Below are 24,608 nucleotides of genomic sequence, written 5' to 3'. Positions count from 1 at the left end.
GTCGTTTAGATTAGGCAAACGCGAGCCGGCGCGTGCCATCCACATGGGGGAAGACGAAAAAGCTCAGCCCAAAGACCATTAGCCACACCAGCCCGACGCCCCACGCGGGCAGGGACACGATGGGCGCGAGCATCACCATAAGCCACAGAATCATCAGTGGCACGAGCTGTGCGATGGTAGGAACTAGAGCGACATTGCGCTTGTCGGCATAAGCGCGCATCGCACGGCGGTAGGGGTGGGCAAAGACGAGGACGAAGGCCGCCACGAGGCATACGAGCGCCCCAACCAGTGCGGCAAAGATATGCGCGCGGCTTGCCAAGAGTGCCACGGCCGCACCGATGAGGATGGACGAGCCCAAGCGCACCCATGGCGGAGTGGGGATGGGGGTGGTGTGCTCGCGCATGGCGCCGTAGGCAGCGTTGAAGTTCATGCCGCTAAGGCTACCATTCGAACATACACTTGCATGTGTCCGGGTGAGGGTTCATACTATTCGGGTGAGTCAAACGAGCGTTCGCCTAGAGAAAGCGGTGGCCGGGCTAAGTAGGTCGGACCGCGTGGCGATGCTGCGTACCCGCATGCGCGCTATGGAGCGCGGCCCGGAAGAAGAGCTGGTAGATACGCTCCCTGGCCTGGCGCGCTTGCTTCCCGCAGGTGGGCTGGCGCGCCGGCAGGTGGTGCACTGTGTGAACTGCCCGGCGCTGGTGGTGGAGCTTATCTGTCATCTCACCGCCCGCGGCGGGTATGTGGGAGTGGTGGGGTGGCCGGATTTGCTACTCGCACAAGTGGCCGAGGAGGGTGCTATCGAACGCGTGGTAACCGTGCCGGATCCGGGCTTGGAATCCTGGATGGTGGCGGGAGTATTGGCGGAAGGGCTAGACCTTGTTGTCCACCATGGGCCGCCCGGCGAGGTGAGCCCTACCAAGGCGCGGCCGGTGCTGGCGAAGGTGCGCGGCGGGCGCGCGGCCGTGCTTACGGTGGGCACGCGCCTGCCCGGCACGGCGGTGGGGATAGGGGCGCGGGTGAGTGCCTATCGGGGCGTCGGCAAGGGCAGCGGGCGTATTCGCGGAGTGGACATGGACGTGGAGGTGACCTCGAAGCAGGGTGCCTCGCACGGGGTGCTCACGGTGGGTGAGCGTCGCCGGTTGGAGGTCGTATGAGGGTAGCGGCCGTGTGGTTTCCGGATTGGCCCATCCAGGCCGCCGGCGGGCAGGGCCCTATGGTTATTGCGCGCAATCACGCGGTGGCGGTGTGCGATAGGAAGGCGCGCCGGGCGGGTGTGCGGCGGGGGATGCGCCTGCGTCAGGCCCAAGCGCTGTGCCCCGAGGCCGCAGTGGTGGAGGCCAATCCGGACCGGGATGGCGCGGCGTTTGCGGAGGTTGCAGCCGGCTTAGATGCGGTGGCGTCCTCGGTGGAGGTGCTGCGCCCGGGCCTGGCGATTGTGGATGCGGGTGCGGCGCTGCGCTACCACGGGGAGAAAGCACTAGAGATGCTTGTCGACGCCTCTTCGTACGCCGGCTTCGACTCCACCCTCGGCGTCGCCGATGAGATTGCCACGGCCGTCATCGCGGCCCGGCACCGCGGCGTGGGAGCAGTGGTACCGGAGGGTGGCTCGCGAGAGTTTTTGGCCACCCAGCCCATAGGCGTGCTGGCGGCCGATGAGGCCTTGGGCTTTGAGGCTGGGTTTATCGCACAGCTGGATAAGCTGGGTGTGCGACGCCTGGGCGACTTAGCCGCGCTGTCGTTTAAGCAGGTAGCTACCCGGTTTGGTGAGCCGGGCCGGCGTGCCCACGAACTGGCCCAGGCCCGTGCGGATAGGCGCGTGGCCCCAGAGTTGGCGCGCCCGGATCTGGCGGTGGAAATGGAAGAGCGCATCGAGCGCGTGGACGCGGCGGCCTTCGCGGCCCGCCAACTCGCGGCCCAGCTGCATGCCCGCTTGGAAGCGGCCGGCAAGGTGTGCCTGCGGCTGCGCGTGGTGGCGGAGTTTGGCACCGGTGAGGAGCTGGCGCGGGTGTGGCGCACGCAGGAAGCGCTGACGGAGCAGGCTACCGCGGACCGCGTGCGCTGGCAGCTCGATGGCTGGCTCACGCGCGCTACTGGTGAGGGCGCAGCCATTCGCCGCCTGGCGCTGGAGCCGGTGGAGGTTGCCGCCCCGTCCACTACCGGTCTCTGGGGCGGGGAAGGCTCGCAGGAGCAGGTCAAGCGCGTGATCGCCCGCGTGCAATCGCAGCTGGGGGTGGATCGTGTGCTGCAGCCGCGGGCGGTGGGCGGCCGTGGGGTGGCCGAGCGCATCGAGTACGTGCCCTATGGCGAGCAGCGTGACGCACCGCCGCAGGGCGAGTGGCCCGGCCGCATTCCCGCGCCCCTGCCTGCACGGCTGGGCGGTGGTCCGAATCATCCGGCCGCGCGCATTCGGCTTATCGACGCCGCCGAGCGCCCCGTCTTTGTTACTGCCGAAGCCCTCCTCTCCAGTGTGCCGGTGGCCTTGGGCTGGGGTGCGAACCGCTTCCGCGTGCTGGGCTGGGCCGGACCCTGGCCGGTGGATACGCAGTGGTGGACCGATACTCCACAGCACGTAGCGCGCCTGCAGGTGGTGGGCCAAGCCGAGCACGAAGAGCATCAACGGGCCTGGCTCTTGGTATGGTCCGGCGGCCGTTGGCGGGTTGAGGCGACCTATTAATCGCGAATATCGACTACGAGACGGGTGGGGTTATCGAGCACCTGCACGGAATAAGGCTTGCGAGAGGTCATGCCGATGACAAATTGGCAGCGGCCCTCGTAGGTGCCGCCATTGACCACTTGGGTGACAATTCCTTCCGTAGGGGCATCCACCACGCCGATGCGGGGATCGTCCTTGCCGGCCTCGAAGGGATAGACCACGCCGTCGATATTGACATTGAGTGCGGTCTTACCGGAGTGGTCAATGGCCTTGCCGGAACCCTGCTGTGTGGGCGTGTCGGCGTAATCCACGAACCAGCCGGGAGCGCCGCCGCCATCAAGCTCGAAGACGACGCGCTCAAACCCCTCGTGCCGGCCGATGCGCACGTCGGTCACCGTGAGTTCGGAGGGCGCCTGCGGCCGGAGGGTTTTCATCTCCATATTGGCCTGGCCTAGCGGATTGATCTGGGAGTTATCCGCAGACGCGGCCATGGTGGTGCGGTCCGTCTCGTGGGCAGCGCAGCCGCTGAGGAAAGCTGCGACGAGAAGCGTTGCGGCGAGACGGACTTTCAACATGTCCCCTAGGTTATATTTTCGGCCGTGAACTGTATAGCTGAGGGGGTACTTCGTGGCCGAATTGTTGCCAAGGGGTTGCCAAGGGGGTGAGCTGAAAAGCAGAAAGGTTAGGCTTAGGTATATGACCGAGTTCTGTTCAGATATCCAGGTAGAGCCGCTGCCAGGCACGGCGAAGAAGGAATCCGTCTATGTGCTTTTCGAGTGGCCGGGCGGATGGTCGCGAGACGTGCTCGACGGCGATACCTTTGGGCCGGAGCTCACAGCGCAGCTCAAGACCAAGCTGAAGGGCGCGGCAGGGCTGCAGCTTATTCGCCGGCCGGGCCGCGATGGCCGCCAGGTGGGCAAGATGCACCGCTGCTACCTGGTGTGGGCCGAGCAGGGCGTGATGGAACTCGTGCTGCTGACGGGCCCGGAGAAGATCCTCGATCTGGACCTGACCGGGCCTGGCCGCAATGGGGGCGGCGCTTTGGATACGCCGCTGGTGCTGGTGTGCACGCATGCGAAGCGCGATACGTGCTGTGCGGTCAAGGGTCGGCCGCTGGCCGCGGAGCTGGTGGCGGACTATCCGGATATGGTGTGGGAGACCTCGCACACGAAGGGGCACCGATTCGCGCCGTCGGTCATGCTCATGCCATGGGCCTATTCCTTTGGACGCATGAATAAAGAAGCCGCCGCGCAGATGATTGCGGCGGCGGCGAAGGGGAAGTATTTCTACCCGGTAAATCGCGGGCGCGGTATTTTCGGCCCGCGCGGCCAGGTGGCGGAGTTGGCGGTGGCCCGCTCGCTTATCGACGCCGGCGAGGACCTCTCCTACGGCCAGCTCACCGCCACCGACGGCGGCGAGGTCAGCCACGCTGACGGCCGGCGCTGGCGTGTGGCGCTCGAGGAGCGCGAGGTAGAAGGCGTGGTCTCCTCGTGCGGCGATGCGCCGAAGAAAGGCCAAGCCATCGTAGCGACCGGCGTGGAGCCGGTCGCGGAGTAGGCTGCGCGGGGCGGGGGCGGCGTCGGCAAGCGGGGGCTAGCGGCGCATGACCTTGGAAGAAAGCCAGTTGCCCAGGAACTGGGCGGCCTGCACCAGCACGATGATGATGAGCGTAGCCACGACGGTGACTTCCCACTCGAAGGCGCGGTAGCCGTAGACGATGGCGAAGTCGCCCAAGCCGCCGCCGCCGACGTAGCCGGCCATAGCGGACATATCCACGATGGCGATGAACAAGAAGGTGTAGCCCAGAATCAGCGGGCCGAGGGCCTCCGGAACGATGACGGAGGTAATGATCTTCCACGGCGAGGCGCCCATGGAGCGGGCGGCCTCGATAACACCGGGATCGATAGCCACGAGGTTTTGCTCCACCACGCGGGCCACGGAGAAGGTCGCGGCGATGACCATGACGAAGGTCGCTGGGCCGCGGCCGATGGAACCTCCCATTACGGCGACGGTCAGTGGCTGGGCAAAGGCCAGCAAAATGATGAAGGGGATGGGGCGGACGAAGTTCACCAGCAGGTTAACAATGACGTAGACAAACCGGTTTTGCAGGATGCCGCCCGCGCGGGTGGTGTAGAGCAGCATGCCTAGGCCAAGGCCGAGGATGCCGGAGACGATGAGGGTGGTCGAGACCATGATGAGGGTGTCGACGATGGCGTCGGCGAGCGAGGGGCCAAGGCGATCCCAGTTGGCTTGGGCGAGGTTGGTGACGGTCATCGTGCAATCTCCTCAATCTGGGTGGTGGTAGAAAGCGTGCGGTAGAACTCTTCGATGGCGTTATTATCGCCGCTGAGTCGCACGGTCAGTTTGCCAAAGGAATGCTGCTGCAACGTGGTGATACCGCCGTGCACGACGGCGATGGACACGCCGGCTTCCTTGAGCCGAGCGGCGGCGGTGAAGAAGCCAGATTCCTCGGTGAGGTTGATGGTAAACAGGCGGCCTTCGTGCGCGAGCAGGTCGTCGGTTTCGACGACGTCGGGTTCGTTGCGCAGCGAGGTGGCCACGAACTTGGCGGCCACGGAGGTCTGCGGGTTGGAGAAGACTTCGTAGACGCTGCCTTGTTCTACTACGCGGCCGTTTTCCATCACGGCGACCTTATCGGCGATGGAGCGTACGACTTCCATCTCGTGGGTAATAACGACGATGGTGATGCCGAATTCCTTGTTCACCCGGCGCAGCAGGTCGAGGACTTCCTGCGTGGTGGTGGGGTCGAGGGCGGAAGTGGCTTCGTCGGCAAGCAGCAGCGAAGGGTTGGTGGCCAGCGCACGGGCAATGCCAACGCGCTGCTTCTGGCCGCCGGAGAGCTGCTCCGGGTAGCTCTTGCCCTTGTCTCCCAGGCCGACGAAGTCCAGCAGCTCTTGCACGCGCTGGGCGCGCTCCTGCTTGCTGACGCCCTGCAGCTGCAGCGGGTATTCAATATTGCCGGCCGCGGTGCGTGAGTTCATCAGGTTGAACTGCTGGAAGATCATGCCGATATTGCGACGAATGCCGCGCAGCTTCTTCTCGGACATGCCAACGATATTGGTCTCGTCGAGCAACAGCTCGCCGGCGGACGGGGTGTCCAAACCGTTGATCATGCGCACGAGGGTGGACTTGCCGGCGCCGGAATAGCCAATGATGCCGACGATTTCGCCGGGCTCGATGGTCATGGAGACATTGTCGAGGGCCTTGACTCGTGTCTTTTTCTGTTTAAAGACCTTGGTGATCTCGCGGAACTCGATGCGGGTGCCGCGTTGAGTGGAATCTGCCACGTGTTTGCGTCCTTAGCTAGGAAAGTGCCAAACCCCGCCGGGGGCTCCGGCGGGGTAAAAGCAAGGGTGATTAGTCCAGATCTGCTTCGAGTTTATCCAGGATCTTCTGCAGATCCTCCTGGCTGCGCTCCACCTCAACAGAGGTACCGGCGGAGTCTTCGTCAACGCCCTCCTGGACGGCGTCGCTGTGCCATAGCTCGGCGAGCTTCTTGATGTCCTCGTTATCGGCATCTTCCTCGCGAACGGCGAAGACATTGATGTACGGCTCTGCCTCTTCAGAGTTCGGGTCGTCCTGGAAGATGGCGGTGGCTGGGTCGATGCCGGCGCGCTCCAGGAAAGAGTTATTGATAATCGCCGGGGTGCCCTCGCCGTGTGCGGACGTGGTCTGTGCCGCGTCTACCGGGGTGACCTTGACCTTGGACTTCTTCTCATCGATGTCCAGCGGGGTGGGCTCCAGGTTGTCCTTGTCCTTCAGGGTAAGAAGGCCGGCCTGAACCAGCACGTTGATGGCGCGAGCCTGGTTGGTGGAGTCATTCGGGATGGCGACCTCTTCGCCCTCGATGCCGTCGAGGGAGTCGTGGTCCTTCCAGAACAGTGCCAGCGGCACGATCTCGGTGGCCACGATAGGCACCAGGTTGGTGCCGTTGCCGTGGTTATACTCCGCCAAGAACTTCAGGTGCTGGAAGTTATTGGTGTCCAGCTCGCCCTGGTCCAGAGCCTGGTTCGGGGTGTTGTAATCCGCGAAAGGCTGGATATCGATGTCATAGCCTGCGTTCTTTGCTTCCTGCTCGAACGCTACCCAAGCCTTCTTTGCATCATCGGTGGTGCCGACTTTGATGGTCTTGGAGCCATCGGAGTCGGAAGAGCATGCCACCAGGCTGGTGGCGGCGATGGTTGCGGCGGCGGTAGCAGCCACTACGCGACGGATCTGCATGGGGAATCCCCTTCTTGTAGGAGGTGAAATAATTTGTCTGTTTAGCAACTTAGCAATCAGCGAACCGCTTTGTCTATTGTGGGCATCACGTTCTACTGGCTTGTCTAGAACAATGATTCGATATTACGCTGTGTGGAGTGAAATTTAATGGCGGAAAGGCGCTGTCGTGGTCGCGGGTGGAGCGTATCCTCTCCGGCCGTGAATCTGCTGCGCCCGTGCCGGTGGATCACCTTCACGGACCAACGGTTCCTACCCAGCGCGGTCACTCCGCCGTGCCCTTTGCGGAGCTGCATGCGGTAAGTTCCTATAGTTTTCTTGATGGCGCCGCCGAGCCGGAGGAACTGGTGGCCCGGGCTGTGGAACTGGGGCTTGAGGGGCTGGCCATCGTGGACCGCGATGGTTTTTATGGCCTGATGAAATTTGCTGAAGCCGCAGCTAAAGCGGACCTTCCGGCTGTATATGGCGCGGAGCTATCGCTCGCGGAGGGTTCGGTGACCGTCCTGGCGCGCACCCCGGAGGGGTATCGCCGCCTGTCGCGCCTCATCGCGCGCGCCCGGATGGAAGCCGGGGAGAAGGATCGCGTGGCTTATCCGTCCTTGGATGAAGTGGCGCGCGAACTGGAAGGGGAGTGCTTCTTTCTGGTGGGGCCGGAGGCGCTAGCAGAAATCGATAACTTGCTCGAAAGAATAAAAATAGACAGCATAGTTCTCGAATATTCGTGCAGCATGTCCCCCGAGGATGCGGATCAGCACCGTTTCCTCGATAAATACAATAACCTGCGGGCCATCGCAACCGCACGACCCGCGGCGGCGACCCGCGACCAAGCTCGGCTCGCCGCCGCCAAGCGTGCCCTGGCCCAGCGCGAATCCCTCGCGGCCGCCGCGCCGCACGCCCACCCCATGGGAGCTGGCTGGCTGCGATCCGGCGAGCAGATGGCGCAACTCTTGCCGGATCGGCCGGAGCTCATCGCCGAAACCGTGGCGATCGCCCGCGAGTGCTCTTTTACCTGGGACGCCCTCGCGCCCAACCTGCCGCATTTTCCGGTGCCGGAGGGGTACACCGAAATGAGCTGGCTGGAGCACGAGGTCTGGCGCCGCGCTAAGGACCGCTATGCTTCGCGCCCGGCCGAGATTAGGCAGGCGGCGCGGAAGCAGATTCGGCATGAGCTGGACGTCATCAAGCAGCTGGGCTTTCCCGGCTACTTCCTGATCGTGTGCGACCTGGTGGATTTTTGCCGCCGCGAGAATATTCTGTGCCAAGGTCGCGGCTCGGCCGCCAACTCTGCGGTGTGCTTCGCGCTGGGCATTACCAATGCCGAGCCCATCTCTGCGCAGCTGCTTTTCGAGCGTTTTCTCTCCCCAGACCGTGATGGCCCGCCCGATATTGATATCGACATCGAGTCCGGCCGCCGCGAGGAAGTCATCCAGTATGTCTACCGCACCCACGGCCGCGATCGCGCCGCGCAGGTGGCCAATGTCATTACCTATCGCCGCAAGGGAGCGACCCGCGATGCCGCCCGCGCGTTGGGCTACCCGCAGGGCTCGGCCGATGCGTGGTCGAAAGGTACCTCCGAGCCGCCTGCCGACGTCTCCTCTTTAGCCGAGCAATTCCTCGGCCAGCCCCGTCACCTGGGCATCCACTCCGGCGGCATGGTGCTGTGCGATCGGCCCATTGCGGACGTCGTTCCTATGGAATGGGCGCGCATGGAAAATCGCTCCGTACTCCAGTGGGATAAGGACGATTGCGCGGCCGCCGGCCTGGTGAAATTCGATCTTTTGGGCCTGGGCATGCTGGAGGCGCTGCATCATATGATCGATGCCGTGCGCGCCACCACCGGCCGCGAGGTGCACCTGTGGGAGCTCGACCTCGCCGAGCCGGAGGTCTATGACATGCTCTGCCGCGCCGATGCGGTGGGCGTCTTCCAAGTGGAATCCCGCGCGCAGCTGGCCACGCTGCCGCGCCTGAAGCCGCGCCGCTTCTTTGACTTGGTGGTCGAGGTCGCGCTCATTCGCCCCGGCCCCATCCAGGGCGGGTCCGTGCACCCCTACCTGCGCCGCCGCGATGGCTTGGAGGAGGTCACCTATGACCATCCCGTGCTGGAAAAATCCTTGGGCAAGACGCTGGGCATCCCACTCTTCCAGGAACAGCTGATGCAGATCGCTGTCGACGCCGCCGGCTTCTCCGGTGCCGAGGCCGATGACCTGCGCCGCGCCATGGGCTCGAAGCGCTCCCCGGAAAAGATGGCCGCGCTGCGCAGCCGTTTCTATACCGGTCTGTGCGAAACCAATGGCATCGAGGGCGAGGTGGCCGATAAGCTCTGGACCAAGATTGTGGCCTTTGCCGCCTATGGCTTCCCGGAGTCGCACTCGCAGTCCTTTGCCTCGCTGGTGTATTTTTCCGCGTGGTTTAAGTACCACTACCCGGCGGAATTCTGCGTGGGATTGCTGCGTGCGCAGCCGATGGGTTTCTATTCCCCGCAGTCGCTCATCCAAGACGCCCGGCGCCACGGCGTGCAGGTGCTGCCGGTAAGCATTAATGACTCCGGCGCCCAGGCCCGTGCGACGGGGTCGGCTGAGATCCGTTTGGGTCTTAACCTCATCAAGGGGCTAGGGGAGTCCGCCGCCGAGCGCGTGGAGGCGGCCGCGCCTTTTACTAGCGTGTCAGATCTTTCGCGCCGGGCGGATCTCAGCGTGGAGCAGGTGGAGGCGCTGGCTACGGCCGGGGCGCTGGAGTGTCTGGGGCTGGATCGTCGCCAAGCGCTGTGGCAGGCCGGCGTTGCCGCCACCGAGCGCGAAGGCATGCTGCCTGGCACTTCCGCGCTGGCTGCACCGCACCTGCCCGGTATGTCCGCCTTCGAGCTTATGGCTACCGACGTCGCTTCCACCGGCGTGACCCATAACCAGCAGCCGATGGAGCTGGTGCGTGCCTCGCTTGCCGACGTCCTCCCTGCCTCCCAGCTCCCCCATGTCCCCGATGGCACCCGCGTGCGCATTGCCGGCATTATTACCCACCGCCAGCGCCCGCGTACCGCATCTGGCCTGACCTTTTTGGGTGTGGAGGATGAAACCGGCCTGATGAACGTGATGGTCTCACCCGGATTGTGGTCGCGGCACAAAGTTCTGGCCCGCACCGCCCGGGCAATGATCATCCGCGGCATCGTACAAAATGCCACCGGCGCGGTCAGCGTGGTCGCAGATAAGCTCGAGCCGTTGGACTTTGGCGAATTCCTCTCCCGCGGCTCCCGTGACTTCCGCTAGTTGCCGCCGCTGCGCAGCTCGTCCGCGTTGAGCTTATTGGCCAATTCCTTGGCTACCGCAAACGGAATCCACAGCAGCTGGATATAGATGAGCTTGGCAAAGAAGATGGCGATATTGGCCCCCGAGGTCGCTTCCTCTACCGCAACCTGCTCCGCGCCGGAGAAGCGCAGACCAAATGCGGTGGCGCCGGCGACGAGGAAGAGCACTATGGCCGTGGCCAATGCGGTTTTCAGGCCTTTGTCGCGGGCGTCGGTATGCAGACGCAGCTCGTACTCATCCATCTCCGTAGTGGGAACGTCGAGGTGCCGAATGGACTGGCGCAGCCACGTGGTGCACGTGGTCGCCGCAATGCCGGCTATCGGCCACAGCAGATTAGACAAGCCAAGCGCGAAAAAGTGCAGGGCCGCCGCCACGATGGCCAGGCCGAGAAAAATATCGCCGGCTAGGATCAAGCGCTTGCGGCGGGAAACGGAGGCGGGAATTGTGGTAGCCATTAGGAATTCTTCCTATAGATTTCAGTGGACATAGGGGCAAATTCCTGGCGGGAAAAGATAGCCTCCACCGGAAGGTCAAAGACTTCGCAGACGCGAAAGGCTAGGTCCAGGCTGGGGGAGTGGTCCCCGCGCTCGAGGGCTCCGACGGTCTGGGGATTGACGTCGATGGCCTCAGCCAGCTGCGCGCGCGACATGTCCCGCTCGGCGCGCAGCACGCGGACCCGGTTATAAATGGGTGCGGAGGGCTTCTTCTTTGGGGACATGAGTCAAAGTATTGCATAAACCCAACGCCCTGGCAAGGGTTGCTATTCGACGCCGAAGATATCTCCCGGCTGGCAGTCCAGCGCCGCACACAGCGCCACGAGAGTGCTAAAGCGTACGGCTTTGGCGCGATTATTCTTGAGGACAGAGAGGTTGACTGGGGTGATGCCTACTTCTTTAGCGAGTGCCGCTCCGGTTATGCCGCGCTCTTCCATTATTTGGTCGAGGTGGCAGACTACCTGGGGTCCTTGTGGCTCAGACAAGTCCTTCGACCTCCTCTTCTAGCTTGCAGCCGCGCTTGATGGCGGCTGAGAAGAGCTGTAGGGCGCAGACAAAGAGGTAGAGCAGTGTGAGCTCGCCAAATGACGTTCCGCTCTGGCTGGACCACCAGTCGATCCCTAGCTGTGAGGAAGCCCAGTTATTGCCCATACCTTCGAGCGGGAAGCGTCCGATAAACCAGATTAGGATTCCGATGGTCATTCCATTGAGAAAGCGAATATTTTTCGTAGTGAAGACCTGCCCGCGAAGCATGGGCTTGACCAAGCGGTAGGTAAAGAACGCGATGATCAAAATGGCCGCAATCTTAACGACGAGCGCTGCGGTGAGCATCCAGAATGGTCCGCCGTCGAGGTTGTGTTTGCTTAGGCCTTCCGGGATGGCCGCACTCAGTGCGGTGGAAAAGCGTCCGGTGGCAAGGTCGCGCAGATAGGTGGGGCCCAGGATGATGATGGTAAAGAGGCTGATGGTGGCCGCTGTGTTAATTTCGCGGCGCTCGGCCTTGGAGGTGGGTTGTGGGGTGGTCATGACAATCCTTTCCGCCGATTGTTTATCGACTCTCGATGTTGTCGTAATTCGATAATATCGATTAACGATAAGTGGCGCAAGGGTATGGCCCGATTGATACTGTCAATAACTATGAGCGAAGAAATGAATCCCGTCTCGCCACGCCTGGTGACCTCGCGCTATATTCACCACCTGAGCTGGATGATTGTCCTCGCCGCGGCCGCCGGTGCGGCAGGTTTCTGGTGGACCCCGTGGTTCTACTGGGCGGCCGGTGTCTTCGTCGCCCTATTCTTCTGGCTGCTCTGGCTCATCCCCGCCCAGGTGCGCAACATGGGCTGGCTCGAAACCGACGATGAGCTGCTTATCACTCGCGGCAAGCTCTGGCATTCCTTTACCGTGGTGCCTTACGGCCGCATCCAATTCGTGGACGTGACCTCCGGGCCCATCGACCGCGCCCTCGGGCTAAAAAAGCTGCAGCTCCACACGGCCTCGGCCAGCACGGACGCCACCATTAAGGGCTTGGAGGCCCCGCTTGCCGACGCCCTCCGTACCCGCCTTGCCCACCAAGCCCGCGAACGGATGAGCGGCCTATGAGCGACCAGTCCAGCACCCAACCAAGCTTCCGCCGCGTCCACCGCCTCACCCCGCTGCTGCGCCTATGGTCAGTGATCCTGGCCCTCATCGCGGCCTTCGCCCTCAACGTCAACCTGGAGGCCCTGCGCGATATCTTCGCCTTCATCACTGGCGAGCACCGCGGTGAGGCCCTGCGCGATACCGCCATTGCGATCGCCGGGTTCGTTGCGGTCTGCGCGGTCGTGTGGCTCGCCTCCGGCCTGTGGTGGCGCCGCATGGGCTACCAGCTCGGCGCGGACGAGCTATCCCTGCGCCGCGGACTCTTTTCCACCCAACTGCGCACCGCGCGCTATGACCGCACCCAGGCCGTCGACGTCGTCGAGCCTGTCATCGCTCGCCTTTTCCGGCTAGCGGCCGTCCGTGTAGAAACAGCCGGCGGCCAATCATCAGTCATCGAAATCGCCTACCTCAAAAAGGCCGACGCCGAAGCCCTGCGCGAGGACATCCTCGCCCGCGTCCACGGCGCACCCGCACCGGCCGCGGACACTGACATCGACGCAACCGCAGCCGACTTGACCAGCGCCCCAACACCCGCCCCGCCGGCCGAAGAACCGACCCTCGTGCCCGAAATTCCGATCGCCCGTTCCCTTGTGGCGGCCGCGCTGCGCACCTCCACGCTTTTCCTCGTCGGCTTCCTTATCCTCGTTGTGGTTACGCGGCTGCCGCTCTCGGCCGCGCTGCCCATCCTCGTCGGCGCGCTGCCCAACGCCTGGAACGTGCTCGATTCTTCCTGGCGTTATACCGCCCGCACCGACGGCGAGGTACTCAATATCACCTACGGCCTGGCCGATCGCCGCCGCCAAAGCATTCGCCTTGACCGCATCCACGCCGTGCAGATAACTCAGCCCTTCCTCTGGCGGCCCTTGGGCTGGTACGAGGTGAGGGTGTCGGTGGCGGGATATGGGGCGTCGGCAAGCGGCAAGGCTTCTGGCTCCACCCGCATCCTGCCAGTGGGCACCCTCGCCCAAGCTCGGCAATTCCTCCCGGCCGACGCCGCCCCCACCTACGCCTCGCCGGCCCGCGCCAAGTGGGTCTCCCCGCTGGACTACCGCCAGCAAACCGTCGCGCTCACCGGCGACTACGTCATCGTGCGCAACGGCCGGCTCAACCGCCGGGTCAAGGCCATCCACGCCTCCCATATCCAGGAGCTAACCTACCGCCGCGGGCCGATTTCCCAGGCGCTCGGCCTAGCCACCGTCGACCTCGACCTAGTCCAGGGGCCCGTGCGCATGGCCGCGCGCAACCTCACGCTTGCCGACGCCACCGCACTCCTTGCCCGCCTGCGCTCCCGCCAGCTGCCAGGGCTTAAACCGCCCCGTTAAATCCCAGCTGGCGCCACGCCTCGAATACGGCCGTCGACGCCGAATTCGACAGGTTCATCGAGCGCCTAGCCGGCACCATCGGAATGCGCACGCGGTCCGTCACGCGCGGATGGTTAATATGCTCCTCCGGCAGGCCGGTCGGCTCCGTGCCGAAAAGCAAGACATCGCCCTCCTGGTATTCGATATCCGTAAACCACTTATCCGTATGCGTGGTAAACGCGAAGACGCGCGCCCCCGGCAGCGCGTCCATGCAGGCCTGAAAATCCTTGTGAATCTGCACATCGGCCAGATCGTGATAATCCAGTCCAGCGCGCTTTAAGTGCTTATCGTCGAAATTAAAGCCCAGCGGCTCAATCAGGTGCAAGCTCGCGCCCGTCACCGCGGCCGTACGGATGGCGTTGCCCGTATTAGTAGGGATGACTGGGTTATCAAAGACAATGTGCAGCTGGCTCATGCCTTCAGTCTAGGATGGTGGCTATGAGCGCTACCAAACTAGATGGCACACTGTACCGCGACGAGATTTTTTCCGACCTTGCCCAGCGCGTGTCCGCGCTGAAGGAGAAGGGGATTACCCCCGGCCTCGCCACTGTCCTCGTAGGCGAGGATCCAGGCTCCCAATCCTATGTGAAGATGAAGCACCGCGACTGCGAAAAGCTCGGCATCAATTCCATCCGCAAGGACTTGCCGGCCGATATTACGCAGGAAGAACTCGAGGCCGTCATTGATGAGCTCAACGCCGATGACGCCTGCACCGGCTACATCGTCCAGCTCCCGTTGCCCAAGCACCTAGACGAAAACGCCATCCTCGAGCGCATCGACCCCGAAAAGGACGCCGACGGCCTGCACCCCGTCAACCTGGGCAAGCTGGTGCTCAACGAGGAAGCGCCACTGCCTTGCACCCCGAACGGCTGCCTGCACCTGCTGCGTCGTTTCGGCGTTGAGCTTGACGGCGCCAAGACCGTGGTCATCGGCCGCGGCGTGACCGTGGGTCGTCCCATTGGCCTGATGCTTACCCGCCGCAGCGAGAACTCCACCGTCACCCTGTGCCACACCGGCACCAAGGACCTGGCCGCCGAGACCCGCGAGGCCGATATCGTCATCGCCGCCGCCGGCCAGCCCCACATGCTCACCGCGGACATGATTAAGGAAGGTGCCGCGCTTCTCGACGTCGGAGTCTCCCGCGTCGACGGCAAGCTCACCGGCGACATCCACCCAGACTGCTGGGACAAGGCCGGATTCGTCTCGCCGAACCCGGGCGGCGTCGGCCCGCTGACCCGCGCCTTCTTGGTGCGCAATATCGTCGAGCGCGCGGAAAATTTGGCGTGAATCTAGACAATCCGCACGACGCCGGCCTCGCGCCCTCCCCGCTGCCGCCCGCCGCGCAGTGGGCGGCCATCGGCATCTTCGTGGCGGGCGTAGTTGTCTCTGGCGGCTACGCGGCATTCGAGTACTGGCGCCGGGCCACGTTCCTCCTTGGCCTCGCTCTGCTGTGGCTCACCGTGGTTCGCCTTACCTGCGATTCCCGCCGCGTCGGCGTGCTGGCCGTACGCTCGCGCCGCTTCGACGCCTGCTTTACCGGCCTACTGGGCGCCGCGATGGCCTTTCTGGCCTTCTCCGTGGATTCGCTCGGCAGCTAGTTGTCCACAGGCTTTTTGTAGAACCATCACCCATCTCGGCCCTAAAAGGTGTAGTTCCGGCGGTTATCCACAGGCCAGCGCCCGCCACCGCGCGTCGGGTTGCGCGGCCCACTTAGGCTCAGGGCCATGATTTCGACCTACCTGACAGCCGTGAACTCCCCGATGGTGCTCATCGAGGAGTGTGCTGGGCTGTCGGTAGAAGAGCTCGTCGATAAGGGCTTTAGCGACCGCGAAGCCGCCGAGTTTGCCCGCCTTGCCGATACCTACTTCGGCCGCACCTCCTTTCGCGCCAAGCAGCGCACCGCCCGCCGCACCACGCTGCCGCTCGACGCGCTAAAAATCATCGAGCACTACGCCCAGAAGATGAAAACCCAGCGTGCGGCCTGGGCGCTGCGCGAGGAACTCTGCGCCCTGCGTGTGGCTACCAGCGAGATTGAAAAGCGCGCCCGCCGCCTGGTGCGCGAGGAGCGCACCACCAAGCGCTCTGAGGGCGTGCGCCTGACCCGCCGCCGCGACGACCTGTGGACGTTGACCATTACCGCCGAGTCCGAACTGGTGGCAGAGATTAATAACCATGTCTCCACCGTTGCCGATGCTCGCCGCGTCTTTTCCCAGGGTGCCGCCGCCTCCACAATCACCACCAATGTGGTGCTCACCCTTAATGAGATGGTCAAGGTCATCCACGGCGAGGACGTCACCCTGCAGCTGACCAATGGCGCGCAAATCTCCGGTGCGGACCTTGCCCGCCGCGCGCTTTCCGACGTCGGCCTTATCACCCTCATCCACCCCGTCACCGGCCCCGTAAACCTCTATCAATCGCGGCGCCGGGCTACATGGAAGCAACGCCAGATGGCGATGGCGGAAAATCCAGTGTGCCCGTGGCCCGACTGCCATACGCCAGCGGATGAATGCCAGGTCCACCACCTCACCCCGTGGCTGCTCGGCGGGGACACGAATCCTGAGAACCTCACCATGGCCTGCAAATATCACAACGGAGTCAATGATGATGACCCCAATGCGCCGCCGCGCCGCGGCCGGCTCGAGCGTCGCCCCGGCGAAGGTATTGTCTGGCGCCCGCCCTGGGCCACACCGCCCGAAGACGGCTGATCCCGTCCCGTCTCTGCTCGCCACGACTGGCCATAGGACCAGCGCAGCGTGCCGCACCGCTTATAGCTAGTGCGCGCTGCGCGGTTTTGGCGATCGCAGATGCAGCTAGCCTTTAAATCGAGTACTCGGTGGGATCGCCTGTCGCAGAATCGATGCTCGGGTCCGGTTGGGAAAGCGTGAGGAAGTTTCGGAGGATGCGATCCATCTGGCGTGACTCGGTGAGGAAGGCGTCGTGTCCTACCGGGGAGACAACCTTCGCCATTGCCAGCAGGTTGCCGAGGTTGCGCGAGATGTGTTCTTGCTGGTGATACGGGTACAAGATATCCGTGTCCACGCCGACGACCATGGTCGGCACCTCCGATGAGCCCAGCGCGCGGTTGAGGCCGCCGCGGCCGCGGCCGATATCGTGGCGGTTGAGCGCCTCGGTGAGGGTGACGTAGGAGCCGGCGTCAAAGCGATCGGCCAGCTTGATGCCCTGATAGTCCAGGTAGGAGTTGACGGCAAAGCGCTCATTGCGGCGGCGGTAGGGCCCGAGCGGGTTCTCGCCGGCCTGGGCTTGGACGCCGAAGCGCTCGTCGATTTCTTGCTCGCCGCGATACGTCAGGTGTGCAATGCGACGCGCGGCCGCCAGCCCCTCGCGCGGGCGCTGGGCGGAGGCGTAGTAATCGCCGCCGTGCCAGAAGGAATCCTGCTCGATGGCCGCGATTTGCGCCGACTGGATGCCAATCTGCCAGGCGGAAGCGCGGGCCGATACGGCAATGACGCAAGCCGCATCAACGGCCTCGGGGTGCATCAGTGTCCATTCCAGCGTGCGTGCGCCACCCATCGAGCCGCCAATGATGGCGTGGACGTGGGTAATGCCGAGCTCGCGGAGCGCGGCGCGCTCGGCCGCAACGAGGTCGCGCACCGAAAGCGCGGGGAAGCGCGAGCCCCAGGCGCGGCCGTCGTCTGGGTGCGGGGAGGCGGGGCCGGTGGAGCCGCCGCAGCCGCCCAGTGCGTTGGTGGCGATAATGCACCACTTCGTCGTATCTAGCGCCTTGCCGGGGCCGACCAGATCGGCCCACCACTCGGCCACATTCGAGTCACCGGTCAGGGCGTGTTCAACCACAATGACATTATTGCGGCCGTGGGGATCGCCAAGGAGGTGGCCGAAGCGGTGGTAGGCAATGTGGGCGTCGGCAAGCGTGGCGCCGGCTTCGGTGTGAAAGTCGCCGATGCTAACTAGCTTCATGCCAGTGCGTTAAAGCCTAGCTCGAGGTCCGCGATGATGTCATCGATGTGCTCGATGCCCACGGATAGGCGGATGGTGGACTGGGTGATGCCGGCCGCGGCAAGCGCAGACTCGTCGGACTGGGAGTGCGTGGTGGTTGCCGGGTGCACGGCCAGGGAGCGGGTATCGCCGATATTGGCGAGGTTGGAGTGGAGCTTGAGGGCGTCGATAAACGCCCAGGCTTCCTCGCGGCCGCCGTCGATGTCGAAAGAGAGCACGGAGCCGGTGTAGGCGTAGCCGAGCTTTTCCTTGGTGGCCTTATACGGCGAGGAATCCAGGCCGGCGTAGTTGACCTTGGTGACCTTGGCGTGGCCTTCCAGGTACTCGGCAACGGCCTGGGCATTGGCATTGTGCTTTTCGACGCGCAGCCCCACCGTCTCGATTCCATTCAGCGTCAGCCAGGCGTTGAAGGGGGAGATGGCGGCGCCGGTATCGCGCAGCAGGCCGGCGCGGGCCTTGAGCGCGAAGGCTGGGGCTCCGAGATCGGCGTACTTCAGGCCGTGGTAGGCCTCATCCGGGGTGACGAAGTAGGGGAATACGGGCTCGCCGTTGCGGGTGACGGTCCAGTCGAAGGAGCCGCCGTCGATAATCGCGCCGCCGATGGCCGAGCCATTTCCGGTGTAGAACTTGGTGGTGGACACCACGACGATGTCCGCGCCGAGGTCCAGCGGCCGGGCGAGGGCGGCGGTGGCGATGGTGTTATCCACGATGAGCGGGACCTGGTTGTTGTGGGCGACCTCGGCTATGGCCGGGATATCGAGGACATCGGCCACGGGGTTGCCAAAGGTCTCGCCGTAGAAGGCCTTGGTATTTGGCTGGACGGCGTCCTGCCAGGACTGCGGGTCGTCCGGGTCCTCGACGAGGGTGACGTCGATGCCTAGGCGCTTGAGCGTGACGGTAAAGAGGGTGGAGGTGCCGCCGTAGAGGCGCGGGGAGGTCACGATGTGGTCGCCGGCCGAGGCGAGGTTCAAAATGGCCGCGGTTTCGGCAGCTTGTCCCGAAGCGAAGGCGACGGCCGCGACGCCGCCCTCGAGGGAAGCGAGGCGCTCTTCCAGCGCGTCCTGGGTGGGGTTGGTCAGGCGGGTGTAGATGGGGCCGGCGTCGGAAAGATTGAAGCGGTTGGCCGCGTGCTCGGCGTCGTTAAAGACGTAGGAGGTGGTCTGGTAAATCGGCACGTTGCGGGCATTGTGGTGCCCATCGAGGTTTTGGCCCGCGTGTACGGAGCGGGTAGCGAAGGACCAGTCGGAATTGGAGTTATCGTATTTCGTCGTCATGCTTGGCAAGACTAGACCAAGCGGTATGTCTTGCGAGCGGGTTTAGTGAAACCTGCTGGCAGGAGCGAGAATAAAAATAGACTAAGCGGTCAGTCTCGAGTTTTATGTGGGCGTCGGAAGGCGCACGGCGGGGCTTTCGCGGCAGCGCACGTGGCCTCGTGGCTAAGAGTTTCTACGGGTGGTGATTTTGTTCCTCGAGCTGATCGGCAATGCGGCGGGTGTTTGCACGAGTTTCGTTGCTATTGCGCACGAGCTTGACCACGATGGCGATGATTCCGGCGAGGATGAGGAAAGGAATGAGTATGAGTAGAAATTCAAGCGGGCCGAGGGACATTTATCACCTTTCTTTTATGGTCTTTGGGGCTACGGTATCACTCGCCTAATGCGGCCGCGACCGCGGTGAGGCTCGTGCGCAGCTCGGAGTCGCTGAGGTGGCCGAAGCCGAGGACGACGCCGTCTTCGGCGTCGGCGCCGCCCCAATAGTCGCGCAGCGGGGTGAGCTTAATGCCGCGGGCGGCGGCGCGGGGGACCACAGCCGGGTCGCACAGCAATACCGCGTGGAGGCCACCGTGGATGGGGAGGAGTTGTGCGCCTTCGATGGTGCCGAGCGTTTCGGCCACTAGGTTGCGGCGGCGTTTATAGGTGCGGCGCATGCGGCCGGTGTGGCGCCGTAAAGCGCCGCTGGCAAGGTAGTGGGCGAGCGCGGCCTGGGGAATGGCACCGACGGGTTGGCCGAAGATATCGCGTACGCGGTCAACGGCCGGGCGCAGGCGCGGTGGAACGACGAGGTAGCCGCAGGCAATCGAGGGGGAGATGACCGAGGAGAAGGTACCCAGCAGCACGGTGTGTTCCGGGGCGAGCGCGGCTAGGGCGGGCAGTGGCTGGCCGACGTAGCGCAGTTCGGAGTCGAAGTCGTCCTCGATGAGGAGGGCGTCGTGTGCGCGGGCCCATTCGACGAGTTCGGCGCGCCGGGCTGCGGGCAGCGAGCCGCCGTAGGGGTATTGGTGGCTGGGGGTGACGATGAGGGCGTCGAGATCGGCCGCAGGCACGGTGACGCCGTCGGGGTCGGTGGGGATTTCCACCAACGTGTGGCCGAGAGCCTGGGGTACGCGGCGAAGGCTGGGGTAGCCGGGGGATTCCACGCCCACACGCAGGTGGCGGCTGAGGGAGCGCAGGAGAACGGAGAGGCCGTCGCGGGCGCCGGCCGTGATCAGCACGCAGGCTGGGTCCACGGTGAGCCCGCGCATGTGGCGCAGGTGCGCGGCGACCTCGCGGGGCAGATCGCCGGAGGGGTCGACGGCCGCCGCACGCCACGCGGCCCTCCATTCAGGGGTGAGGATGCCGGCGGTGTCGGGCAGGCCGGGTGTCAGCGACACCAGTTCGGGCTCAGCGGCCGGTTCGGGGGCTGGCTCCGGCCGTGGGGCACGCGCGTGGGGGAGCAGTGGGTTGATGACGGTGCCGGAGCCAACCGCGGCGGTGAGGTAGCCCTCGGCCGTGAGTTGGTCGTAGGCGGTGACCACGCTGCCTCGGGAAATGCCGAGCTGCGAAGCCAGGTGGCGGGTCGAAGGAACGCGCTCGCCGGGCAGGAGGACGCCGGCGGCGACCTGGGCACGCAAGGCGGCGGCGATTTGCACGGGCAGCGGCCGCGTATCAGAGGGATCGAGGCGAAGGGGCACGGGCCCATCATAAGTGGTCTAATCCAACACGCTGAAAATGGCTCTTGTCTTGTACCAATTATGTGGGCCACTATGGCACCTATGACTGAACAGGTAAATGAACAAGGACGCGCTACCACGCGCGTGAAGCGAGGGTTGGCCGATATGTTGAAGGGCGGCGTCATCATGGACGTCGTCACGCCGGAGCAGGCGCGCATTGCGGAAGATGCGGGAGCGTCGGCCGTGATGGCGCTGGAGCGCGTGCCAGCCGATATCCGCGCGCAAGGCGGCGTGGCCCGCATGTCTGACCCGGAGCTTATCGAGGGCATCGTCGAGGCCGTGGATATCCCGGTCATGGCCAAGGCCCGCATCGGCCACTTTGTAGAGGCGCAGATCCTGGGCGAGCTGGGTGTGGACTTCATTGATGAGTCCGAGGTGCTCAGCCCGGCCGATTACGTCAACCACATCAATAAGTGGGACTTCGATGTGCCGTTCGTGTGCGGTGCAACCAACCTGGGTGAGGCGTTGCGCCGCATCACCGAGGGCGCGGCCATGATTCGCTCCAAGGGCGAGGCCGGCACCGGCGACGTCTCCGAGGCCGTGAAGCACCTGCGCACCATTAAGGCCGAGATTGCCCGCCTGCGCCACCTGGACCGAGACGAGCTCTATGTCGCGGCCAAGGAGCTCCAGGCACCGTACGACCTGGTTGCAGAGGTTGCGGAGACCGGCAAGCTTCCGGTTGTGCTCTTCGTTGCCGGTGGCGTGGCCACGCCTGCCGACGCCGCCCTTGTCCGCCAGATGGGCGCCGAAGGCGTCTTCGTCGGCTCCGGCATCTTCAAGTCCGGCAATCCAGCAGCGCGCGCGGAAGCCATCGTGAAGGCTGCCACGCTTTACGACGACCCCGCAGAACTCGCCAAGCTTTCCCGCGGCCTGGGCGAGGCCATGGTGGGCATCAACGTCAACGACGTGCCTGCACCGCACCGCCTGGCCGAGCGCGGATGGTAGCCACCGTCGGGGTGCTGGCGCTGCAGGGCGGCGTCGAGGAGCACCTGCGCATTCTGGACGTGCTCGGTGTTGCTACGCGTCGGGTGCGGGTGCCGCGCGACCTGGACGGGCTCGACGGGCTGGTGATCCCGGGCGGCGAGTCGAGTGTTATCGACAAGCTGGCGCGTAGCTTCGGGCTGGCCGCGCCGCTGCGCGACGCCGCGGCCGCAGGAATGCCGGTGCTCGCGACCTGCGCGGGGCTTATCTATTGCGCCCGCGAGCTCGAAAACCCCGCGCCGGGGCAGCAAACCCTGTGGCTATTGGACGTGACTGTACGCCGCAATGCCTTTGGCAACCAGCGCTTTTCCGAAGAGCGCACGGTTCCGGTGACGGCGGGCGAGGAAACGCTCGACATTGAGGCGAGTTTCATTCGTGCCCCGCTGGTCACCCGCGTGGGCGAGGGCGTCGAGGTCATCGCGACGGTGCCGGGCGAGGACGGCGACGCGGTGGTCGGCGTGCGCCAGGGCCGCGTAACGGCGCTGAGCTTCCACCCAGAAGAAAATGGCGACGCCCGCGTGCACGCCGCCTGGCTCGACAGCTTCTAAGCATGCAGATACACCAAAGCCGCCCCGCAGCGAATCAATAAACGCTGCGGGGCGGCTTTTGCCTAGGAAGAATTACTTCTTCAGGCCGTCGATGATCTCGTTGAACTGAGCAACTGGGCGCATGACGGCAGAGGTCTTCTCGTCATTTGGCCAGTAGTAGCCGCCGAGGTCGGCGGGGTTGCCCTGGGCGTCGACAAGCGCCTGGGCAATCTCGTCTGCCTGGGAGGACAGCTGGGAAGCCACGTCTTTGAACGCAGCGGCGAGATCGGCATCGTCGGTCTGGTTAGCCAGCTCCTCGGCCCAGAAGGTGGCCAGGAAGAAGTGGGAACCGCGGTTGTCGATTTCGCCAGCCTTGCGGGACGGGGACTTGCCCTCATTGAGCAGGCGCTCGGTGGCCTTGTCCAGGGTGGCGGCCAGGACGCCGGCCTTCTCGTTGCCGTTGGTCTGCTTCTCGTGGCGGAAGGACTCGGCCAGCGCCAGGAACTCGCCGAGGGAATCCCAGCGCAGGTGGTTTTCTTCCTCTACCTGCTGGACGTGCTTCGGGGCGGAGCCGCCCGCACCGGTCTCGAAGAGGCCGCCGCCAGCCATGAGCGGAACCACAGACAGCATCTTGGCGGAGGTACCCAGCTCGAGGATGGGGAAGAGGTCCGTGTTGTAGTCACGCAGCACGTTGCCGGTCACGGAGATGGTGTCCTCGCCGCGGCGGATGCGCTCGATGGAGGTCTTGGTAGCGGTGACCGGATCCTCGATGGAGATATCCAGGCCCTCGGTGTCGTGGTCCTTAAGGTACTTCTCCACCAAGGACTTGATGTTGCGGTCGTGGCCGCGCTCTGGGTCGAGCCAGAAGATGGTCTTCATGCCGGACAGGCGAGCGCGGTTGACGGCGAGCTTGACCCAGTCCTGGATCGGGGCGTCCTTGGTCTGGCAGGCGCGCCAGATATCGCCTTCCTCCACGTCGTGGGAGATGAGAACCTCGCCCTGGGAGTTGCGAACCTCAACGGTGCCCGCAGCCGGGATCTTGAAGGTCTTGTTGTGGGAGCCGTACTCCTCGGCCTTCTGCGCCATGAGGCCAACGTTCGGCACGGTACCCATGGTGGTCGGGTCGAAGGCGCCGTTTTCCTTGCAATCCTCGATAACGGCCTGGTAAACGCCGGCGTAGGAGGAATCCGGGATAACGGCGAGGGTGTCCTGCTCCTCGTCGTTCTTATTCCACATGTGGCCAGAGGTGCGGATCATGGCAGGCATGGAGGCGTCAATAATGACGTCAGAAGGCACGTGCAGGTTGGTGATGCCCTTGTGGGAGTTGACCATGGCGAGGTCGGGGCCGTCGGAAAGCGCGGCGTCGAAAGCAGCCTTGATTTCTTCGCCCTTGTCCAGGTTCTTCAAGCCCTCGTAGATAGCACCCAGGCCGTTCTCGCCGTTGAGGCCGGCAGCCAGCAGCTCCTCGCCGTACTTGTCATAAACATCGGCGAAGAAGGCGCGGACGACGTGGCCGAAGAGGATGGGGTCAGAGACCTTCATCATGGTGGCCTTCAGGTGGGTGGAGAAGAGCACGCCCTCTTCCTTGGCGCGCTTGACCTGTGCGAGGAGGAACTCATCCAGGGCCTTGGCGGACATGAAGGTGCCGTCGATGACCTCACCCTTGAGAACCGGAAGCTCCGGCAGCAGGGTCTGCTCGCCATCGGCGGTCTTGAGGACGATGGACAGGGTGTCCTCGTTTTCCAGAATGACGGACTTCTCATTGTGGCGGAAGTCGTTGTCCGCCATGGTGGCAACGTTGGTCTTGGAGTCCTTGGACCACTCGCCCATGCGGTGCGGGTGCTTCTTCACAAAGTTCTTCACGGCCTCCGGTGCGCGGCGGTCGGAATTGCCCTCGCGCAGCACCGGGTTAACAGCGGAGCCCTTGACGGAGTCGTAGCGGGCGGCGATGTCCTTTTCTTCCTCGGTGGAAGGATTATCCGGGTAATCAGGCAGATCGTAACCTGCGGCCTGCAGCTCGGCGATGGCCTTCTTCAGCTGCACCAGGGAAGCGGAAATATTCGGCAGCTTGATGATATTTGCTTCCGGGGTCTTGGCCATCTTGCCCAGCTCGGCCAGGGCGTCTTCGACCTTCTGCTCCTCGGTCAGGCGCTCCGGGAACTGCGCGGCGATGCGGGCGGCCAGCGAGATATCGCGGGTTTCCACGTCGATGCCAGCGGTGGAAGCGAAGGCCTCCACGATGGGCTTGAGGGAGTAGGTCGCCAGCAGCGGCGCCTCATCGGTACGGGTCCACGTAATCTTTGCCATGATTCTCCTAATTAACGTTGGAAAATTGTTCAAGTGCCCAGATTACCGATTTTGTGGGCGGCATGTGGGCCAGTTTGCTGAAAGTGATCCCCCATTTGCCGCCCCTTGAAAAGGGTTGCGTGGCCGCTGTCACCCATGCGCG

General features: G+C 64.1%; 26 protein-coding genes. 11 read left to right on the top strand and 15 right to left on the bottom strand.

Translation table 11 applies throughout. The features are described 5' to 3' along the window. Positions 1-10: 10 nt before the first annotated feature. Entirely contained in the window at positions 11-430 is a 420-nt protein-coding gene (locus MHY22_RS03345) for a hypothetical protein (protein WP_239278069.1), read from the bottom strand. Positions 431-560: 130 nt separating this feature from the next. Between MHY22_RS03345 and MHY22_RS03340 the strand changes: the two genes are divergently transcribed. Continuing rightward, positions 561-1,157: a hypothetical protein gene (locus MHY22_RS03340; protein WP_239278172.1), complete on the top strand. Its 597-nt coding sequence runs from the start codon at positions 561-563 to the stop codon at positions 1,155-1,157. After that, positions 1,154-2,677, top strand: a complete 1,524-nt coding sequence (locus MHY22_RS03335) for a DNA polymerase Y family protein (RefSeq protein ID WP_239278068.1) — start codon at positions 1,154-1,156, stop codon at positions 2,675-2,677. The genes MHY22_RS03340 and MHY22_RS03335 overlap by 4 nt, the downstream gene beginning before the upstream one ends. Here the strand turns inward: MHY22_RS03335 and MHY22_RS03330 are convergent. Then, positions 2,674-3,231, bottom strand: a complete 558-nt coding sequence (locus tag MHY22_RS03330) for a hypothetical protein (RefSeq protein ID WP_239278067.1) — start codon at positions 3,229-3,231, stop codon at positions 2,674-2,676. The two genes, MHY22_RS03335 and MHY22_RS03330, sit on opposite strands and share 4 nt — an antisense overlap. Positions 3,232-3,352: 121 nt before the next feature. Here MHY22_RS03330 and MHY22_RS03325 point away from each other — a divergent pair, with 121 nt between their 5' ends. Then, positions 3,353-4,213 (top strand): sucrase ferredoxin, encoded by an 861-nt coding sequence (locus MHY22_RS03325; RefSeq protein ID WP_239278066.1) that lies wholly within the window; start codon positions 3,353-3,355, stop codon positions 4,211-4,213. 36 nt (positions 4,214-4,249) lie between these two features. Here MHY22_RS03325 and MHY22_RS03320 read toward each other — a convergent pair whose 3' ends face one another. The 3 genes from MHY22_RS03320 to MHY22_RS03310 all read right to left on the bottom strand — a co-directional run bounded on the left by MHY22_RS03320 (position 4,250) and on the right by MHY22_RS03310 (position 6,898). After that, positions 4,250-4,930, bottom strand: coding sequence for a methionine ABC transporter permease (locus MHY22_RS03320; protein WP_239278065.1), 681 nt, complete (start codon positions 4,928-4,930; stop codon positions 4,250-4,252). Next, positions 4,927-5,964, bottom strand: a complete 1,038-nt coding sequence (locus tag MHY22_RS03315) for a methionine ABC transporter ATP-binding protein (protein WP_239278063.1) — start codon at positions 5,962-5,964, stop codon at positions 4,927-4,929. Before MHY22_RS03315 ends, MHY22_RS03320 begins: the two co-directional genes overlap by 4 nt. 70 nt (positions 5,965-6,034) lie before the next feature. Continuing rightward, on the bottom strand, positions 6,035-6,898 hold the full coding sequence (locus MHY22_RS03310) for a MetQ/NlpA family ABC transporter substrate-binding protein (RefSeq protein WP_239278062.1): 864 nt from the start codon (positions 6,896-6,898) through the stop codon (positions 6,035-6,037). A gap of 137 nt (positions 6,899-7,035) precedes the next feature. On the opposite strand from MHY22_RS03310, the gene MHY22_RS03305 reads away from it, so the two are divergent. Further along, complete coding sequence (locus MHY22_RS03305; RefSeq protein ID WP_239278061.1) at positions 7,036-10,155, top strand: error-prone DNA polymerase; 3,120 nt, start codon at positions 7,036-7,038, stop codon at positions 10,153-10,155. Here the strand turns inward: MHY22_RS03305 and MHY22_RS03300 are convergent. From MHY22_RS03300 to MHY22_RS03285, 4 genes are read right to left on the bottom strand one after another with little or no spacing between them, the layout of a single operon-like run. Next, positions 10,152-10,649, bottom strand: coding sequence for a hypothetical protein (locus MHY22_RS03300; RefSeq protein WP_225745927.1), 498 nt, complete (start codon positions 10,647-10,649; stop codon positions 10,152-10,154). The genes MHY22_RS03305 and MHY22_RS03300 overlap by 4 nt on opposite strands. Then, entirely contained in the window at positions 10,649-10,912 is a 264-nt protein-coding gene (locus tag MHY22_RS03295; protein WP_005322660.1) for a helix-turn-helix transcriptional regulator, read from the bottom strand. Before MHY22_RS03295 ends, MHY22_RS03300 begins: the two co-directional genes overlap by 1 nt. Positions 10,913-10,954: 42 nt before the next feature. After that, a complete protein-coding gene (locus MHY22_RS03290) occupies positions 10,955-11,173 on the bottom strand; it encodes a helix-turn-helix transcriptional regulator (RefSeq protein WP_255717985.1) in 219 nt (72 codons plus the stop codon). Continuing rightward, complete coding sequence (locus tag MHY22_RS03285; protein ID WP_239278060.1) at positions 11,166-11,714, bottom strand: hypothetical protein; 549 nt, start codon at positions 11,712-11,714, stop codon at positions 11,166-11,168. Before MHY22_RS03285 ends, MHY22_RS03290 begins: the two co-directional genes overlap by 8 nt. A gap of 111 nt (positions 11,715-11,825) precedes the next feature. Between MHY22_RS03285 and MHY22_RS03280 the strand changes: the two genes are divergently transcribed. Both MHY22_RS03280 and MHY22_RS03275 read left to right on the top strand, forming a co-directional pair. Beyond that, positions 11,826-12,287: a PH domain-containing protein gene (locus MHY22_RS03280; protein ID WP_225745925.1), complete on the top strand. Its 462-nt coding sequence runs from the start codon at positions 11,826-11,828 to the stop codon at positions 12,285-12,287. Continuing rightward, the gene (locus MHY22_RS03275; protein ID WP_239278059.1) at positions 12,284-13,648 is read left to right on the top strand and encodes a PH domain-containing protein; all 1,365 of its coding nucleotides are present in this window, start codon (positions 12,284-12,286) and stop codon (positions 13,646-13,648) included. The genes MHY22_RS03280 and MHY22_RS03275 overlap by 4 nt, the downstream gene beginning before the upstream one ends. Here the strand turns inward: MHY22_RS03275 and MHY22_RS03270 are convergent. Further along, complete coding sequence (locus tag MHY22_RS03270) at positions 13,632-14,102, bottom strand: tRNA (cytidine(34)-2'-O)-methyltransferase (RefSeq protein ID WP_005322648.1); 471 nt, start codon at positions 14,100-14,102, stop codon at positions 13,632-13,634. The two genes, MHY22_RS03275 and MHY22_RS03270, sit on opposite strands and share 17 nt — an antisense overlap. 23 nt (positions 14,103-14,125) lie before the next feature. Between MHY22_RS03270 and MHY22_RS03265 the strand changes: the two genes are divergently transcribed. The 3 genes from MHY22_RS03265 to MHY22_RS03255 all read left to right on the top strand — a co-directional run bounded on the left by MHY22_RS03265 (position 14,126) and on the right by MHY22_RS03255 (position 16,392). Then, positions 14,126-14,974, top strand: a complete 849-nt coding sequence (locus tag MHY22_RS03265; RefSeq protein WP_239278058.1) for a bifunctional methylenetetrahydrofolate dehydrogenase/methenyltetrahydrofolate cyclohydrolase — start codon at positions 14,126-14,128, stop codon at positions 14,972-14,974. Further along, positions 14,971-15,285 carry a DUF3017 domain-containing protein gene (locus MHY22_RS03260; RefSeq protein WP_239278057.1) on the top strand — a complete coding sequence of 105 codons (315 nt, stop codon included), beginning with the start codon at positions 14,971-14,973 and terminating at the stop codon, positions 15,283-15,285. Before MHY22_RS03265 ends, MHY22_RS03260 begins: the two co-directional genes overlap by 4 nt. Positions 15,286-15,411: 126 nt before the next feature. Beyond that, complete coding sequence (locus MHY22_RS03255) at positions 15,412-16,392, top strand: HNH endonuclease signature motif containing protein (RefSeq protein WP_239278056.1); 981 nt, start codon at positions 15,412-15,414, stop codon at positions 16,390-16,392. Positions 16,393-16,504: 112 nt separating this feature from the next. On the opposite strand, the gene MHY22_RS03250 is transcribed toward MHY22_RS03255, so the two are convergent. The 4 genes from MHY22_RS03250 to MHY22_RS03235 form a co-directional block, all read right to left on the bottom strand. Beyond that, complete coding sequence (locus MHY22_RS03250) at positions 16,505-17,623, bottom strand: homoserine O-acetyltransferase (protein WP_239278055.1); 1,119 nt, start codon at positions 17,621-17,623, stop codon at positions 16,505-16,507. Further along, on the bottom strand, positions 17,620-18,936 hold the full coding sequence (locus tag MHY22_RS03245) for an O-acetylhomoserine/O-acetylserine sulfhydrylase (protein WP_239278053.1): 1,317 nt from the start codon (positions 18,934-18,936) through the stop codon (positions 17,620-17,622). The genes MHY22_RS03250 and MHY22_RS03245 overlap by 4 nt, the downstream gene beginning before the upstream one ends. Before the next feature lie 172 nt (positions 18,937-19,108). Beyond that, positions 19,109-19,270, bottom strand: coding sequence for a hypothetical protein (locus tag MHY22_RS03240; protein ID WP_239278052.1), 162 nt, complete (start codon positions 19,268-19,270; stop codon positions 19,109-19,111). Between the two features lie 37 nt (positions 19,271-19,307). After that, on the bottom strand, positions 19,308-20,612 hold the full coding sequence (locus tag MHY22_RS03235) for a PLP-dependent aminotransferase family protein (RefSeq protein WP_239278051.1): 1,305 nt from the start codon (positions 20,610-20,612) through the stop codon (positions 19,308-19,310). Positions 20,613-20,693: 81 nt separating this feature from the next. Between MHY22_RS03235 and pdxS the strand changes: the two genes are divergently transcribed. Beyond that, complete coding sequence (pdxS, locus tag MHY22_RS03230; protein ID WP_040424867.1) at positions 20,694-21,596, top strand: pyridoxal 5'-phosphate synthase lyase subunit PdxS; 903 nt, start codon at positions 20,694-20,696, stop codon at positions 21,594-21,596. Further along, on the top strand, positions 21,590-22,180 hold the full coding sequence (pdxT, locus tag MHY22_RS03225) for a pyridoxal 5'-phosphate synthase glutaminase subunit PdxT (protein WP_239278050.1): 591 nt from the start codon (positions 21,590-21,592) through the stop codon (positions 22,178-22,180). The genes pdxS and pdxT overlap by 7 nt, the downstream gene beginning before the upstream one ends. 72 nt (positions 22,181-22,252) lie before the next feature. Here pdxT and MHY22_RS03220 read toward each other — a convergent pair whose 3' ends face one another. Beyond that, entirely contained in the window at positions 22,253-24,466 is a 2,214-nt protein-coding gene (locus tag MHY22_RS03220) for an NADP-dependent isocitrate dehydrogenase (protein ID WP_238801184.1), read from the bottom strand. Positions 24,467-24,608: the final 142 nt, after the last annotated feature.

The sequence above is a fragment of the Corynebacterium sp. ACRPO genome (assembly GCF_022347205.1).
Classification (GTDB): Bacteria; Actinomycetota; Actinomycetes; order Mycobacteriales; family Mycobacteriaceae; genus Corynebacterium.
The sequence above is the reverse complement of the archived record's forward strand: the minus strand, read 5'-3'. Positions and strand labels throughout refer to the sequence as shown.